General features: G+C 71.3%; 13 protein-coding genes. 6 read left to right on the forward strand and 7 right to left on the reverse strand.

Annotated features, from left to right (window positions below; genetic code table 11):
* Window positions 1-30: 30 nt before the first annotated feature.
* Entirely contained in the window at window positions 31-807 is a 777-nt protein-coding gene (locus tag BLW85_RS22235) for a DUF4232 domain-containing protein (protein ID WP_244174902.1), read from the reverse strand.
* A 176-nt stretch (window positions 808-983) separates the two neighbouring features.
* Between BLW85_RS22235 and BLW85_RS22240 the strand changes: the two genes are divergently transcribed.
* The gene (locus tag BLW85_RS22240) at window positions 984-2369 is read left to right on the forward strand and encodes a transcriptional regulator (protein ID WP_074992944.1); all 1386 of its coding nucleotides are present in this window, start codon (window positions 984-986) and stop codon (window positions 2367-2369) included.
* Between the two features lie 31 nt (window positions 2370-2400).
* Here BLW85_RS22240 and BLW85_RS22245 read toward each other — a convergent pair whose 3' ends face one another.
* Window positions 2401-3216, reverse strand: coding sequence for a DUF4253 domain-containing protein (locus tag BLW85_RS22245; RefSeq protein WP_074992945.1), 816 nt, complete (start codon window positions 3214-3216; stop codon window positions 2401-2403).
* A 308-nt stretch (window positions 3217-3524) separates the two neighbouring features.
* On the opposite strand from BLW85_RS22245, the gene BLW85_RS22250 reads away from it, so the two are divergent.
* Together BLW85_RS22250 and BLW85_RS22255 are read left to right on the forward strand one after the other, a co-directional pair.
* Window positions 3525-4535 carry a glycoside hydrolase family 11 protein gene (locus tag BLW85_RS22250; protein ID WP_074992946.1) on the forward strand — a complete coding sequence of 337 codons (1011 nt, stop codon included), beginning with the start codon at window positions 3525-3527 and terminating at the stop codon, window positions 4533-4535.
* A gap of 26 nt (window positions 4536-4561) precedes the next feature.
* Window positions 4562-5545, forward strand: coding sequence for a polysaccharide deacetylase family protein (locus BLW85_RS22255; protein WP_074992947.1), 984 nt, complete (start codon window positions 4562-4564; stop codon window positions 5543-5545).
* Between the two features lie 3 nt (window positions 5546-5548).
* Here the strand turns inward: BLW85_RS22255 and BLW85_RS22260 are convergent, their stop codons facing one another.
* On the reverse strand, window positions 5549-5929 hold the full coding sequence (locus BLW85_RS22260) for a VOC family protein (protein ID WP_070025269.1): 381 nt from the start codon (window positions 5927-5929) through the stop codon (window positions 5549-5551).
* Between the two features lie 83 nt (window positions 5930-6012).
* On the opposite strand from BLW85_RS22260, the gene BLW85_RS22265 reads away from it, so the two are divergent.
* Window positions 6013-6969 carry a helix-turn-helix transcriptional regulator gene (locus BLW85_RS22265; RefSeq protein ID WP_074992948.1) on the forward strand — a complete coding sequence of 319 codons (957 nt, stop codon included), beginning with the start codon at window positions 6013-6015 and terminating at the stop codon, window positions 6967-6969.
* A gap of 49 nt (window positions 6970-7018) precedes the next feature.
* Here BLW85_RS22265 and argS read toward each other — a convergent pair whose 3' ends face one another.
* Window positions 7019-8794, reverse strand: a complete 1776-nt coding sequence (argS, locus tag BLW85_RS22270) for an arginine--tRNA ligase (RefSeq protein WP_070025271.1) — start codon at window positions 8792-8794, stop codon at window positions 7019-7021.
* A gap of 210 nt (window positions 8795-9004) precedes the next feature.
* Here argS and lysS point away from each other — a divergent pair, with 210 nt between their 5' ends.
* Window positions 9005-10744, forward strand: coding sequence for a lysine--tRNA ligase (gene lysS / locus BLW85_RS22275; RefSeq protein ID WP_070025272.1), 1740 nt, complete (start codon window positions 9005-9007; stop codon window positions 10742-10744).
* Between the two features lie 94 nt (window positions 10745-10838).
* On the opposite strand, the gene BLW85_RS22280 is transcribed toward lysS, so the two are convergent.
* The 3 genes from BLW85_RS22280 to BLW85_RS22290 all read right to left on the reverse strand — a co-directional run bounded on the left by BLW85_RS22280 (window position 10839) and on the right by BLW85_RS22290 (window position 14065).
* Window positions 10839-12143 carry a DUF2637 domain-containing protein gene (locus BLW85_RS22280; RefSeq protein ID WP_208624887.1) on the reverse strand — a complete coding sequence of 435 codons (1305 nt, stop codon included), beginning with the start codon at window positions 12141-12143 and terminating at the stop codon, window positions 10839-10841.
* Window positions 12144-12263: 120 nt separating this feature from the next.
* Window positions 12264-13037 carry a DUF3558 family protein gene (locus BLW85_RS22285; RefSeq protein ID WP_070025273.1) on the reverse strand — a complete coding sequence of 258 codons (774 nt, stop codon included), beginning with the start codon at window positions 13035-13037 and terminating at the stop codon, window positions 12264-12266.
* Between the two features lie 212 nt (window positions 13038-13249).
* Window positions 13250-14065 (reverse strand): hypothetical protein, encoded by an 816-nt coding sequence (locus tag BLW85_RS22290; protein ID WP_074992949.1) that lies wholly within the window; start codon window positions 14063-14065, stop codon window positions 13250-13252.
* A 228-nt stretch (window positions 14066-14293) separates the two neighbouring features.
* On the opposite strand from BLW85_RS22290, the gene BLW85_RS22295 reads away from it, so the two are divergent.
* Complete coding sequence (locus BLW85_RS22295; RefSeq protein WP_074992950.1) at window positions 14294-15487, forward strand: RtcB family protein; 1194 nt, start codon at window positions 14294-14296, stop codon at window positions 15485-15487.
* Window positions 15488-15575: the final 88 nt, after the last annotated feature.

Here is a 15575-nt window from a genome sequence, read left to right on the forward strand (position 1 = left end):
CGCCTCCCGGCGGGGTCCGGAGGGGCCGGGTCACCAGCTGGAGATGCCGGACAGGTCGCTCTGCCAGTAGGTGACCTCCAGCGAGCTGTCGTAGTACACGCCCTTCGCGGGCAGCGTCGGGTTGGCCGTCGCGCCGCCGTCGCTCTGCGGCGTCTTGCCCTGGAAGTACACGGTCAGCCGGCGGCCCGTCGTGCCGCCGTCGCCGCTGCCGTCGGCGGCGGACAGCCGGACCTCCGCGTAACCCGACTTGCCGGGCGCGAGGGTGGTCACCGCCTGCGGGTGGGTCGACTCGTCCGCCTGCGGCGCCCATTGCATCCCGTCGAAACGCAGCACCGGGTAGTACGTCAGGTCGCAGTACTTCGAGCCGGTGTTCGTGACCGTGAGCAGCATGTGGTTGAGCGGACGGGACTGGAGCTGCGCGGTGACGCGGGTGTTGGAGCCGTTGCACAGTACCCGGTTGGCGGGGTCCCACGGCTCGGAGGCGCCGCCGGAACCCGAGCCGGAGCCGGAGGAGCCGCGGTGGGTGCCGGCGGAGGACTGCTTGGCGCTCGCGCGGCCGGTCGAGGAGGTGCCGGAGCCGGCCCCGTCCTTCGCCCCCGTTCCGTCCTGCCCGCCCTTCGCGTCGGCGGACGGCTGGTTGGCGTTCGGCGTTCCCTCGCTCGTGGTCGCCGACGGGGAGTGCTTGGCCGCACCCTCGTCCTGGGTACCCGTACCGCTGTCGCACGCCGTGAGGGCGAGGGCGGCGAGGGCGGCGCCGGCGACGGCGAGCAGCGGCGTACGGGTGCGGCGCATACGGGAGTTGAGCATGGCGCTTCTCGATTCCTGGTCGTGGAGTGCTTGGATGTCCACAGCCTGCGGGGCTGTTCGTCCCGCCCGCCAGCCCCGGCGGAGCATCCGGGACGCTGGAACGGTCAAACGGGCTGTGACCTGCAAGAACGTCCCTTCCCTGGAACGGGGGAACGGGACAGGGGAGGGGAAGGACCGTGTCGGAAAGCGCCGGGGGGACCGGATTCGCCGAGCTGTTGCGGGAGTTGAAGAACCGCTCCGGACACAGCTACGGCATGCTCGCCAAACGGCTCCACATGAGTACGTCCACGCTGCACCGCTACTGCAACGGGGACGCGGTACCGACGGACTACGCGCCCGTGGAACGCATGGCCCGGCTGTGCGGGGCGACGCCCGAGGAGCTCGTCGCACTGCACCGGAGCTGGGTGCTGGCGGATGCGCGGCGGGGGCAGAAGGCGCCTGCCGGTGAGGGTTTGACGGCCGAGGTTGCCAAGGCAGAAGTGACGGAAGAGGTTTCCGGTACGGAAGAGGGTGCCGGGACCTCCGCGGAGGAGGCCGGTCCGCGATCGGCGCCCGCCTCCGGCCCCGCCCCGGAACCGGCGCCGGGGTCCGTGGCGGCACCGGCGGGCGGCCCGGCGCCGGAGCCCGTCCCGCCCGCTCCCCGTGCCCGCCGCCGTCGTCCCGCCCTGCTGGCCGCCGTGGCCGGTGCCGCCGTACTCGGTGCCGTGGCGGTCGCGCTGGTCGTGCCCGGCGGGGACCAGGACAACGATGGCAAGGGCGCCGATCCCGCGGCGGTCGCCGCGTCGGACCGGGTGCCGGCGACCGGTGCGGGCCCGAGCCGGCCCCGGGGCAGCCGTTCGCCCTCCGCCTCGGCGTCCGCCCGGCACCCCTCCGCCTCCGCGACCCCGGGCAACGCCGACGGACCGGACGCCGCCACGAGCGCGCCCCCGGACACGAGCGGCCAGGCGCCCGCCTCGGCGGCCCCCCTCACGGTGACCACGCACCCGTACTCCTGGGAAAGCCCCTGCTCACAGCACTACCTGATCAACCGGCCGCCCGAGGACGTGAACCCGCCGCCCAGCGAGAACGGCGCGCCCGCGTGGGTCGCCGTGCACCAGGCGGTGTCGGCCGGGGAGCAGTTCGTCACGCTCACCGTGCAGGGCAGCGGGCGGGACACCGTGGTGCTGGAGGGGCTGTCGGTACGGATGGCGGGCAAGCGGGCGCCGCTCGCCTGGAACGACTACGCCATGGGCTACCCGGGCGTCGGCTGCGGCGCCGGGGTGCCCACCAACTCCTTCACCGTCGCCCTGGACGCCGTACGCCCGGCCGTCCAGCCGGTGGCCGGACAGCGCGGCTTCCCGTTCAGCGTGAGCGAGTCGGACCCGGAGGTCTTCTACATCACGGCGGACGCGTCGGCGTACGACGTCAGCTGGTACCTGGAGCTGTCCTGGTCCAGCGGCGGGCGGCACGGCACCCTGGAGATCGGCGACAAGGGGCGGCCCTTCCGCACCAGCGGCAACAACGGGCGGCCCGCGTACGCCTTTCCGCTGGGCGGGGAGAAGTGGGCGCCCGCGCAGCAGTGACCCGGTCCCCCCCGTCGGCTTCCGTCCCTGGTCAGTCCCACCAGAAGAACCAGGTGGTCTCGCCGACCAGCTCCTTCGCGTAGGCGCGCAGGGTGCCGGTGCCCTGCATGACGTTGTCCGGGCAGAACGCGAAGTGCTCCGCCGCGACGGCCTCGGCCTCGGCCAGGTCGGCCGGCGGGGCGGCCACGGACAGCAGCAGCGCGTCGAAGCCGAGGGCGACGACCCGTATGCCGAACCGGTCCTCCCAGGAGCGCAGGACCGCGCAGAGCCGGGCCACGTCACCGTCGTGGTTCACCGGGCCGCTCCAGCCGAGCGCGGCCGGGATGTCGGCGGAGCGCCGGGCGGGGACGAGGGCGAGACGGGGCGCGGGGAACACGGACTGGTGCTCGTCCGCGGTCAGTTCGTCGGCGGCGCGCGCCGCGCAGGTGCCCGGGTCGACGGTGAGCCTCCTGGCGGGGGCGGTCCCGGGCCAGTCGGCCGCGAACGGGGCCAGCATGTCGCCGAGTTCCTCGTCCTCCCAGTCCGTCTCCCAGTGTCCGGCGAGGACGTCCTCCGGGTCGTGGTCGCCGGGATAGGACGTGTGCTGGGGCAGGAATGTCCAGTTCTCCGGGCCGCCCTCGGTGCCCGCGGTCTCCACGAACACCGGCAGCAGGCCGACCCGGGCGGCCGGTGCGCCGAGCGCGGTCCAGGTGCCGGGGGCGGCCGGCTTGTCCGCGAGCCAGCACAGGGGTTCGTGGTGCGGGCCGTCGCCGGTCTCGATCAGCCTGCCCGGCGGCAGTTGGAGCCCCAGGGAACGCCCGCTGGGCTCGGTGGCCAGCCTGGGCAGCGGGTTGGGAAGAGTCGCCATGCCGGTGACTGTAGGGGCAGGGTCTGACAACGCACCGCCCCATGGTTTCGAAACTTTCGACACGCGCTCAGGCCATTCCCGTCGTGTCGTCTCCCGAGGTTCTGCGGAACCTGTGACACCCCTCTGAATCGCGGTCTCACCTGCCAATATCCCTGGAGACGTTACGACTTGATGAAGCGAATGTTTCGAAATTTCTACCGAAACCATTGACTGTCCTTACCGGCGACCCAACACTGATGCCCCATCGCGCAGCGCGTCGCTCCACCCTCATCCGGCCCCACCCCGTTCCATGAGGAGGAAGCACGTCCATGAAGATCCGCAGCCGAAGAGAACGCGGTCCGCTGGGCCGCCTCACCTCGCTCTTCAGAGGTGCCTGCGCCGTCGTCCTGCTCGCCGTGGGGGCGCTGACCCTGCCCGGCACCGGGATCGCCACTGCCGACACGGTCATCACCACGAACCAGACCGGCACCAACAACGGCTACTACTACTCGTTCTGGACCGACGGCGGCGGCTCCGTCTCCATGAACCTGGGCTCCGCGGGCAACTACAGCACCAACTGGAGCAACGTCGGCAACTTCGTGGCGGGCAAGGGCTGGAGCAACGGCGGGCGCCGGTCCGTCACCTACTCCGGCACCTTCAACCCGTCCGGCAACGCGTACCTCTCGCTGTACGGCTGGACGTCCAACCCGCTGGTCGAGTACTACATCGTCGACAACTGGGGCACCTACCGGCCCACCGGCACCTACAAGGGCACCGTCACCAGTGACGGCGGGACGTACGACATCTACGAGACGACCCGCACCAACGCGCCGTCGGTGGAGGGCACCAAGACGTTCAACCAGTACTGGAGCGTACGGCAGACCAAGCGGACCGGCGGCACCATCACCACCGGCAACCACTTCGACGCCTGGGCCGCCCACGGGATGAACCTGGGCAGCTTCAACTACTACATGATCATGGCGACCGAGGGTTACCAGAGCAGCGGCAACTCCAACATCACGCTGGACAGCTCGGGTTCGGGCGGCGGTGGCGGTGGCGGCGGCGGTGGCACCGGGGGCTGCACGGCGACCATCACGGCCGGGCAGTCGTGGGACGACCGGTACAACCTCAACGTCTCGGTCAGCGGCTCCAGCAACTGGACGGTGACGATGAACGTGCCCTCCCCGGAGAAGGTCATGGCCACCTGGAACGTCAGCGCCAACTATCCCAGCAGCCAGGTGCTCGTCGCCAAACCCAACGGCAACGGCAACAACTGGGGCGTGACCATCCAGAAGAACGGCAGTACGACCTGGCCCACGGTGTCCTGCTCGGCGAGCTGACGCCCCGGTCCCAAGGAGGAACACGCATGCGCACCGCCAGACTCGCCCTCGCCGTCACCGCCGCCCTCGCGGCCGCGACCGCGGGCACCCTGACCGTCGGAGCCGCGCCGTCGCAGGCCGCCACCTGCTCCGGATACGTCGGACTCACCTTCGACGACGGCCCGTCCAACGACCACACACCGGCCGTCCTCAACGCGCTCAAGCAGAACGGGCTGCGGGCCACCATGTTCAACGAGGGCCAGTACGCGGCCTCGTACCCGGCGCAGGTCAAGGCCGAGGTCGACGCCGGGATGTGGGTGGGCGACCACAGCTACACCCACCCGCACCTCGTCCAGATGAGCCAGGACCAGATCGACTCGGAGATCTCCCGCACCCAGCAGGCCATCGCGAGCGCCGGCGGCGGAACGCCGAAACTGTTCCGGCCGCCGTACGGGGAGACCAACGCGACGCTGAAGGCCGTCGAGGCCAAGTACGGCCTCACCGAGGTGATCTGGGACGTCGACTCGGGGGACTGGAACGGCGCCAGTACGGACGCCATCGTCCAGGCGGTCTCCCGGCTCGGCAACGGCCAGGTCATCCTCATGCACGAGTGGCCGGCCAACACCCTGGCCGCCATCCCGCGGATCGCCCAGAACCTCGCGAGCCGCGGGATGTGCGCCGGGATGATCTCCCCGCAGACCGGCCGCGCCGTCGCGCCGGACGGCGGCGGAAGCGGGGGCGGGGGCGGTGGTGGCGGCGGTACCGGCGGCTGTACGGCGACCGTCACCGCGGGCCAGGTGTGGGACGACCGGTACAACCTCAACGTCTCGGTGAGCGGTTCCGGCAACTGGACCGTCACCGCGAACGTACCGGCGCCCGAGAAGGTCATGGCCACCTGGAACGTGACCGCCAGCTATCCCAGCGCCCAGGTGCTGGTCGCCAAGCCCAACGGCACCGGCAACGACTGGGGCCTGACCGTACAGAAGAACGGCTCCACCACCTGGCCGACGTTCAGCTGCACGGCGAGCTGATCCCTAGGCCAGGGTGGTGATGCAGAACGGGTGTCCGGCCGGGTCGAGGAGCACCGTCCACCGCCCCTCGCCCGGCTGGAACTCCGGCTTGGTGGCGCCGAGTTCCAGCAGCCGCCGCTCCGCCTCGGCCAGGTCGTCCACCCCCAGCTCGATGTGGGCCTGCTTCTCGCGGGCGGGGTCCGGCCAGGTGGGCGGGCGGTAGTCGGCGATCCGGGTGAAGCCGAGGCCGGCGGCGCCCTCCTTGCCGAGCAGGACGAAGTCGTCGGTGGAGAAGAGCACCGGGTAGCCCAGCGACTCGCCGTAGAACGCGGCGAGTCGCTGGGGGTCGGCGCAGTCGAAGGTGACGGCGGCGTAGCGGAAGGCGGGAGTGGTCTTCGTGGTCATGAACGGGACGCTACGACGGGACCAGGACAGTTACGGTCCTGGTCGTGCGGCGGCTGTGCGAGACTTCCGCGCGTGATGACCCCGTGATAGCCGCGTCCGCCCGACTGCTGTCCCTGTTGTCCCTGTTGTCCGCCCGGCCGTCGTGGACCTGCGCCGAGCTGGCGCGGTCCCTGAAGGTCACCGACCGCACGGTCCGCCGGGACGTCGCGCGACTGCGTGAACTCGGGTACTCGGTCGACTCCGAGGCGGGCCCCTGGGGCGGCTACCGGCTGCGCGCCGGCACCCGCGTGCCCCCGCTGATCCTGGACGACGAGGAGGCGCTGGCCGTGGCGGTGGGCCTCAGCGAGGCGGCCCTCAACCGGGCGGTGGGCAGCGACCAGGCCGCGCTGTCGGCACTGCTGAAGCTCCGCCAGGTGCTGCCCCGCCGCATCGCGGACCGCCTCGGCGAACTGGACGACGCCTTCGTCCGGCTGCCCGGCGCCGGCGGGTCCGGGGTCGGCCCCGGCCTGCTGCTGGAGCTGGCGGCCGCGTGCCGGCGGGGGGAGCGGGCCAGACTGTCGTACACGGACGCCGAGGGCCGCTGCACGGTCCGGGAGATCGACCCGTACCGGCTGGTGCACACGGGACGGCTCTGGTACCTGGTCGCCCGGGACGTGGCGCGCGGCGCGTGGCGCACCTTCCGCGCGGACCGCGTCGACCGCCTCCAGCCCACCGGTCACCCGGCCGACCTCACCGACCCCCCGGACCCGGCCCACCTGGTCTCCCGCAACATCGCGAACGGCCCCTATCCCCTCTCGGCCACCGTCCGCCTCCCCCTGCCCCTCACCGAGGCCCTCCGTCTGATCCCCCCGACCATCGGTACCCACCGCCCCGACGGCCCCGACGCGACCGTCGTCGACATCGGCGGCCCCGACCCGGACGGCCTGGCCCGCTACCTGCTCACCCTGGGCACCCCGCTGCGCGTCCTCTCCCCGGACTCGGTACGCCTGGCGGTGACCCGCCGGGCGCGGGAGCTGGTGGAGGACAACGGGGGCCAGTGACGGCCGGACGGCCGCGGAGACGGACTCCGCGGCCGCCGACGGCTCGTCCTCAGAGCTTCTCGGGGGTCCTGATGCCCAGCAGGGACATGCCCTGGTGCAGGGTGCGGGCCGTGACGTCGCACAGGAAGAGGCGGTTCTCGACCTGGGCGGGCGTCTCGGCCTTCAGGACCGGGCACTTGTCGTAGAAGGTCGTGTAGAGGGAGGCCAGCTGGTAGAGGTAGGCCGTCAGCTTGTGGGGGGCGAAGTCCTTGGCGGCCTCGGCGACCGTCTCCGCGAAGGCGTCCGCGTGCAGGCCGAGGGCGCGTTCCGCGGCCGCCAGGTCCAGCTCGGGGTGGGCGGCGGGACGGGTGTCGCCGGCCTTGCGCAGGATGGACTGGATGCGGGCGTAGGCGTACTGGAGGTAGACGGAGGTGTCGCCGTTGAGCGAGACCATCTGGTCCAGGTCGAACTTGTAGTCCCGGTTCGCCGACGTCGACAGGTCCGCGTACTTCACCGCGCCGATGCCCACCTGGGCGCCCCGCTCGGCGATCTCCTCCTCCGAGAGGTCCTGGGCCTTCTCGCGGACCACGGCCGAGGCGCGGTCGACGGCCTCGTCGAGGAGGTCGACCAGACGGACCGTCTCGCCCGCACGCGTCTTGAACGGCTTGCCGTCCTTGCCCAGGACCGTGCCGAAGGCCAGCTGGTAGGCGGTCACGTCGTCGTTCAGCCAGCCGGCCCGGCGGGCGGTCTCGAAGACCATCCGGAAGTGCAGGGCCTGGCGCGCGTCCACCACGTACAGGAGGGTGTTCGCCTTGAGGTTGAAGACGCGGTCGCGGATCGCGGAGAGGTCGGTGGCCGCGTAGCCGTAGCCGCCGTCGGACTTCTGGACGATCAGCGGCACCGGGTTGCCGTCCGGGCCCTTGATGTCGTCGAAGAAGACACAGAGCGCGCCCTCGGAGCGGACCGCGACGCCGGACTCCTCCAGCAGGCGGCAGGTCTCGGCCAGCATGTCGTTGTACCCGGACTCGCCGACGATGTCCGCGTCCCGGATCTCCATGTCCAGCTTCTCGAAGACGGAGAAGAAGTAGATCTTCGACTCGTCCACGAACTTCTGCCAGATCGCGAGCGTGCGCGGGTCGCCGGCCTGGAGGTCGACCACCCTGCGGCGGGCGCGGGTCTTGAACTCCTCGTCGGAGTCGAAGAGCCCCCGGGCGGCCTTGTAGAGGCGGTCCAGGTTGGACATCGCCTCCTCGCCGGAGGCGGCGGTGTCCTCGGCGGACCGCTTGTGGTCCAGCTCGTGCGGGTGCTCGTCCAGGTACTGGATGAGCATGCCGAACTGGGTGCCCCAGTCGCCGATGTGGTGGCGGCGGACCACGGTCTCGCCGGTGAACTCCAGGAGCTGGACGACCGAGTCGCCGATCACCGCGGAGCGCAGGTGGCCGACGTGCATCTCCTTGGCCACGTTCGGCTGCGCGTAGTCGATCACCGTGGTGCCCGGGTTCGCGCTGAACGGGACGCCGAGGCGGCCGGCCTCGTCCGCGTACCGCGCGGCGAGGTTCTCGGTGATCGCCCGGTCGGAGACGGTGATGTTGAGGAAGCCGGGGCCGGAGACCTCGATGTCCTTGATCACCGAACCGGTGGTCACCTGGGCGACGACCTGGGTGGCCAGCTCGCGCGGGTTGGCCTTCGCCTTCTTGGCGAGGGCCAGGATGCCGTTGGCCTGGAAGTCGGCCCGGTCGCTTCGTCGCAGCAGCGGGTCCGCGTCGGCGGCCTCCGGCAGGGTGGCCGAGAGGGCGGACGCGAGGTGCTGCTGGACGGAGTCGCTGAGGGACGTGACCGAGGCCATAGGTGGAGTGCCGTTCTCCTCGTGGGGATGGATGGTCACGCCCAGTATCCCACGGGGGGTGTAGCGAATTTTCCGGTCCGCCGGTGAACGCGGCCCGCGGGAAGGCCGTCCAACGCGTTGAAAAGCCGTTTTCGTGGATGTGGCCCCGCCTGGGACAATGGAGCGGTCAGCCGTGCGACCGCTGCGGCTGCCCGATGGAGAAAGAAGGACGTGCCGATCGTGGCTCAGAGCACCGAGACCACCGACTGGGTCTCCCGTTTCGCGGATGAGGTCATCGAGGAGTCGGAGCGCCGGGCCCCGGGCAAACCGGTCGTGGTCGCGTCCGGCCTCTCCCCGTCCGGCCCCATCCACCTGGGCAACCTGCGCGAGGTCATGACCCCGCACTTGGTCGCCGACGAGATCCGCCGCCGCGGGTACCAGGTCCGCCACCTGATCTCCTGGGACGACTACGACCGCTACCGCAAGGTCCCGGCGGGCATCGCCGGCGTCGACGACTCCTGGGCCGAGCACATCGGCAAGCCGCTGACCTCGGTCCCGGCCCCGAAGGGCTCGTCGTACCCGAACTGGGCCGAGCACTTCAAGGCCGCCATGGTCGAGTCGCTGGCCGAGCTGGGCGTCGAGTTCGACGGGATCAGCCAGACCGAGCAGTACACCTCCGGTGCCTACCGCGAGCAGATCCTGCACGCCATGAGGCACCGGGGCGACATCGACGCGATCCTCGCCCAGTACCGCACCAAGCCCAAGGTCAAGAAGCAGCAGCAGAAGGCCGTGGACGAGGCCGAGCTGGAGGCCGAGGAGGGTTCCGGCGCCGCGTCCGAGGACGACGGCTCCTCCGGCTCCGCCGGGTACTTCCCGTACAAGCCGTACTGCGGCAACTGCGAGAAGGACCTGACCACGGTCACCTCGTACGACGACGACACCACCGAGCTGTCGTACACCTGCAACGAGTGCGGCTTCACCGAGACCGTCCGGCTCGCCGAGTTCAACCGCGGCAAGCTGGTCTGGAAGGTCGACTGGCCGATGCGCTGGGCCTACGAGGGCGTGGTCTTCGAGCCGAGCGGTGTCGACCACTCCTCGCCGGGGTCGTCCTTCCAGGTGGGCGGGCAGATCGTCGGCATCTTCGACGGCAAGCAGCCCATCGGCCCGATGTACGCCTTCGTCGGCATCTCCGGCATGGCCAAGATGTCGTCCTCGCGCGGTGGCGTGCCGACCCCGGCGGACGCGCTGAAGATCATGGAGCCGCAGCTGCTGCGCTGGCTGTACGCCCGCCGCCGGCCCAACCAGTCCTTCAAGATCGCCTTCGACCAGGAGATCCAGCGGCTCTACGACGAGTGGGACAAGCTCGCCGCGAAGGTCGCCGACGGCTCCGCGCTGCCGGGCGACGTCGCCGCGTACACCCGCGCGGTGGGCACGGCGGCCGGTGAGCTGCCGAAGACGGCGCGCCCGCTGCCGTACCGGACGCTGGCCTCCGTCGCCGACATCACGGCGGGCCACGAGGACCAGGCCCTGCGCATCCTCTCCGAGCTGGACCCGGAGCGGCCGCTGGGCTCGCTGGACGAGGCGCGCCCGCGGTACGACAAGGCCGAGGCGTGGATCAACACGCACGTGCCGGCGGACCAGCGGACCATCGTGCGCGAGGAGCCGGACGCCGAGCTGCTGAAGTCGCTGGACGAGGCGTCGCAGCGGTCCGTGCGGCTGCTGCTCGACGGCCTGGCCGAGCACTGGTCGCTGGACGGGCTGACGCACCTCGTGTACGGCGTGCCGAAGGTGCAGGCCGGGTTCTCGGCGGACGCGACGCCGAAGGAGCTGCCGCCGGAGATCAAGACCGCCCAGCGGTCCTTCTTCGCGCTGCTGTACCAGCTGCTCGTGGGCCGGGACACCGGGCCGCGGCTGCCCACGCTGCTGCTGGCGGTGGGCCAGGAGCGGGTGCGGAGCCTGCTCGGCGAGTGACGCCGATGTGACGCGGACGCGCGGAAGGGGCCCTCTTTCGGGAGGGCCCCTTCGTCATGTCCGCTCGTTCTTCGGCGATGCGTCCGCGCGTTCCCTAGGCGATGGGGTATTCCCGCAGCTGTGCGTCGTGGTGCTCGCTGAAGTGCTCGACCATGCGGTTGGCCCGGTCCAGCGGGAGGGCGATGCCGAAGGTCGCCTCGACGTTGTCCTTGAACTGGGCGCCGGTCGGGTAGCTGCCGTCTATCGACTTGCGGAAGACCTGGTAGTAGTCCTCCTCGGTCGGCTCGGGCTCGGGGTAGCCGCCGCCCTCGCCCAGTTCCCGGGTGCGGTTGGGGCTCACCGGGATCGGGAAGCTGCCGGTCTCCTCGGGGGAGGGCTGCTGGAACTGCTCCGGCGGCTGGTCCTCGTACCAGTCCTCGTACTGCTCCTCCGGCTCGTACTGGGGCTCCGGGGGCGGCTCGTAGGTGGGGTCGTAGTCGCCGTGGTACTCGACCTCGCGGGGGGCCTGGAACCAGGGGCTCTGATCGTCCGGCAGGGGGCCCGGGGGGCTCTCGGGGGCCGGGGGGCGCTGCTCGCCGTGCGGGGCGGGCGCGGCGGCGGGCCGCGCGGGCGCCGGCCGCGTGGGTACGGCCCCCGCGGGCGCGGTGGCACCGGCCGACGGGCCCTCACCGGTACCGGCCGCCGCCGGAACCCCCGCCGTCAGCTCGGCCGTGGGCGCCGGGGGCAGCAGGACCGGTTCTATCCCCGCGGCCAGCAGGCCCGAGGGGGCCGTCTCCGCCAGCGGGACGCCGTAGCGGGCCAGGCGCAGCGGCATCAGGGACTCGACCGGGGCCTTGCGGCGCCAGGCGCGGCCGAAGCGGGAACGGAGCCGGGCCTGGTAGACGAGGCGTTCCTGTTCGAGCTTGATGACCTGGTCGTAGGAGCGCAGCTCCCAGAGCTTCATGCGGCGCCACAGCAGGAACGTCGGCACCGGGGAGAGCAGCCAGCGGGTGATCCGGACGCCCTCCATGTGCTTGTCGGCCGTGATGTCGGCGATGCGGCCGACGGCGTGCCGGGCCGCCTCGACGGAGACGACGAAGAGCACCGGGATCACCGCGTGCATGCCGACGCCCAGCGGGTCCGGCCAGGCGGCGGCGCCGTTGAACGCGATCGTCGCCGCCGTCAGCAGCCAGGCCGTCTGGCGCAGCAGCGGGAAGGGGATGCGGATCCAGGTCAGCAGCAGGTCCAGGGCGAGCAGGACACAGATGCCGGCGTCGATGCCGACCGGGAACACATAGGCGAAGTTCCCGAAGCCCTTCTTCCAGGCCAGCTCACGGACGGCCGCGTAGGAACCGGCGAAACCGATTCCCGCGATGATCAGGGCACCGCCCACGACCACGCCGATGAGTATCCGGTGCATCCGAGTCAGCTGCGGTGGCGCGGCCACTCGTACTCCCCTCCCGTTGCCTGTTGTTGCGACGCAACAGGGTGGCACACGTGTGCGGGGCACGTGGCGCCGGTCGGGCGTAAGCCCGTTCGGTCAGCCCTTCTTGTCGGGCGACTTGGACGAAGAAGCGTCGGCCGAGGGCGACTTGGCGGACGAGGAGGGGCTCGCCGACGAGCCGCCCGGGGAGTTGTCCTTGCCGGCGGAGGAGATCGAGGCCACGACCTCCTTGACGGCCTTCTCCGCGGACTTGGCGATGTCGTCGGCGTCGGGGGTCTTGTCGCCCGCGAGGCCCGCGCCGTTGTAGTCGAGGGTGACGACGATGTTCTGCACCCGGGCGACGATCGTCTCCTGCTTGAAGAGGCCTTCCTTCTTCTTCAGGTCGTAGCGGACCGCGGTCGCCTCGTCGCCGGCGCCGGAGACCGGCTGGACCTTGGCGTTCGTGCCGCCGTCCACCGACTGGGAGTCCTTGACCTGGTTGCCGAAGTACGCGTGCGCCTGGGTGTTGGCGGAGCCGCGCGCGGTGTCGGAGTCGAAGCGCAGCAGGGAGACGTTCAGCCAGCGGAACTGGGAGCCCTTGACGCCGTTGTTGTCCAGGCTGCTCCAGGAGCAGGAGGAACGGGACGACGGTTCGTCCGAACTGCCCTTCTTGCCCGCGGTGTCGGCCTTGGGGACCAGGTCGCCCAGGGTCTTGTCCGACAGCACCTTGCAGGGGTTCGGGAGCGTCGTGTACGTGGCCGGCTCGACGGTCGGGGTGGCGCTGGCGGAGGGCGTCGCGCTGCGGCTCGCCGACTGCCCGGCGCTCGCGCCGTCGCCACTCTTGGGCTTGGAGTCGCCGGAGTCGGAGGAGCAGGCCGCGGTGATCAGCAAGGCGGGAACGGCTGCCGCGCAGACAAGAACACGGCGGAGGTTCCTGGTTCGCTGGCTCAGGTGGGCTCGGTCGTCTCGCTGCATGGTTCCTTCACTCATGACGCTCGGTGTTCGTGCGGGTTCCTGCGGGGCCCCACCGTACGCGGTGAAGGAGCTGTGCGGTTTCCGTTCGGGGGCTTCGCGGACGGGGGCCGCCGGGGCCGGGAAGTGGATCAGCCGCCGAGCGCGCCGTCCAGCCGGGAGGCCAGTTTCCGGGCCCTGTCCTGCATTTCCTTGCTGTCGGGGGTCGTTCCGGCGGCCATCGGCTGCTCCTCGTACTGGATGGTGACGACGACGTTGGACGTGCGGAAGACCACAGTCACCGTCCGCTGTGCGGCCGTCGATCCGGACCCGGCGAGCTGGTCGTCGAGGTACGCCTCGTCACCGAGGTCGGAGAGGGCGCGCGGCTGGAGGTCGGGCGAGGTGGACGCCGACGCGGAGGAGGAGTCGCCGGTGGCGTCCGCGGGGGAGGCGGAGCCGGAGGGGGTGCCGCTCGGCCCGTCGCCGTGCGTGGCGGGCGCCGAGGGGGTGCCGCTCGGCTCGGGGAGGTGGGCGGCCGTCTCCTTCTCCCGGAAGAGCTGGCCGGCCTGGTCGTCGTCGCTGACCGTGTTGTCGTACGACACCACGCGTTCGAGGTCGACGGAGAGCCGGTCGGTGGCGTCGGCGGAGGCGACCTTCCAGCGGCAGCCGACCTTGCGGTCGGTGTCGTAGGTCAGCTCCGCCTCGCCCTGGTAGGCCTTGTCCCGCTGGCTGGGGTCGGTCATCTGCTTGATGCCGGGCAGCAGGGAGTCGAGGGTGTCGTGGCCGACCGCGCCGCAGGGCTCGGGCAGGGTGCGGTACCTGCCGGGCTGGGCGGCGGCCGTGGCGGTGCCCGCGTCACCGGGGTTGGCGTCGTCCGCCGCGCCGGAGCCGCCGGAGCCGCCCGTGCAGCCGGTCAGCAGCGCCGCGAGGAGGGCGGCGGTGCCGGTTACGTACGCCTTCCGCTGCACGGGCGGGCTCCTCTCGACGGCTGCGCTCCGACGGATGCGCTCGATGGTCGCACCAGTGTCCCCGCTGGTTATTCGCTTGCCGCGGCGGGGTCCGGCCTGGAGACAATGTGTATCGCACGCGCCGCCGTGAACGCCGGTTCGAAGTCCGCTGTCAGCGCTTCTGGCGTTGCTTTTCCTTTTTGTCGCTCTCAAGCCTTTTGTTGTCGTTTCCGGGGGAACGAGGAAGTCATGCCGTACGTGGAGATACCGGGCGCGCGGGTGCCGATCCGGATGTGGACGGACCCGGCGACGGTCGAGGACGTCGCCCTGCGCCAGTTGCAGAACGTCGCCACCCTGCCGTGGATCGAGGGCCTCGCGGTCATGCCGGACGTGCACTACGGCAAGGGCGCGACGGTCGGTTCGGTGATCGCGATGCGGGACGCCGTCTGCCCGGCCGCCGTCGGGGTGGACATCGGCTGCGGGATGTCGGCGGTGAGGACGTCGCTGACCGCGAACGACCTGCCGGGCGACCTGTCCCGGCTGCGGAGCAAGATCGAACAGGCCATTCCGGTCGGGCGCGGGATGCATGACGACCCGGTCGAGCCCGGCGGCTTCCACGGCCTCGCCACCAGCGGGTGGGACGAGTTCTGGGGGCGGTTCGACGGCGTGGCCGACGCGGTCCGGTTCCGGCAGGAGCGCGCCGTCAAGCAGATGGGCACGCTCGGTGGCGGCAACCACTTCATCGAGGTCTGCACGGACACCGCGGGCGCGGTCTGGCTGATGCTGCACTCCGGTTCCCGCAACATCGGCAAGGAACTGGCCGAGCACCACATCGGCGTGGCCCAGAAGCTCCCGCACAACCAGGGCCTGGTCGACCGCGACCTCGCCGTCTTCGTCGCGGACACCCCGCAGATGGCGGCGTACCGCAACGACCTGTTCTGGGCGCAGGAGTACGCCAAGTACAACCGCACCCTGATGATGGCGCTCCTGAAGGACGTGATCCGCAAGGAGTTCAAGAAGGCCAAGCCCCTCTTCGAGCCGGAGATCTCCTGCCACCACAACTACGTGGCGCAGGAGCGGTACGAGGGCGTGGACCTGCTGGTGACCCGCAAGGGCGCGATCCGGGCCGGGTCCGGGGAGTTCGGGATCATCCCGGGCTCCATGGGCACGGGGTCGTACATCGTGCGGGGCCTGGGCAACGACGACTCCTTCAACTCGGCCTCGCACGGCGCGGGCCGGCGCATGAGCCGCAACGCGGCCAAGCGGCGGTACACCGCCAGGGACCTGGAGGAGCAGACGCGGGGCGTGGAGTGCCGCAAGGACTCCGGCGTGGTGGACGAGATCCCGGGCGCCTACAAGTCCATCGACCAGGTCATCGAGCAGCAGCGCGACCTGGTGGAGGTCGTGGCCAGGCTGAAGCAGGTCGTCTGCGTGAAGGGCTGAGCGGAGCTCGGACCCGGCGGGGCGGAACCGCGGCGGCCCGCCCCGTTGTCCTCATGGTGCACGCGTCAACTCTCCGGAGGGGGAAGGC

The sequence above is a fragment of the Streptomyces misionensis genome (assembly GCF_900104815.1).
In the GTDB taxonomy this organism is placed as follows: domain Bacteria; phylum Actinomycetota; class Actinomycetes; order Streptomycetales; family Streptomycetaceae; genus Streptomyces; species Streptomyces misionensis.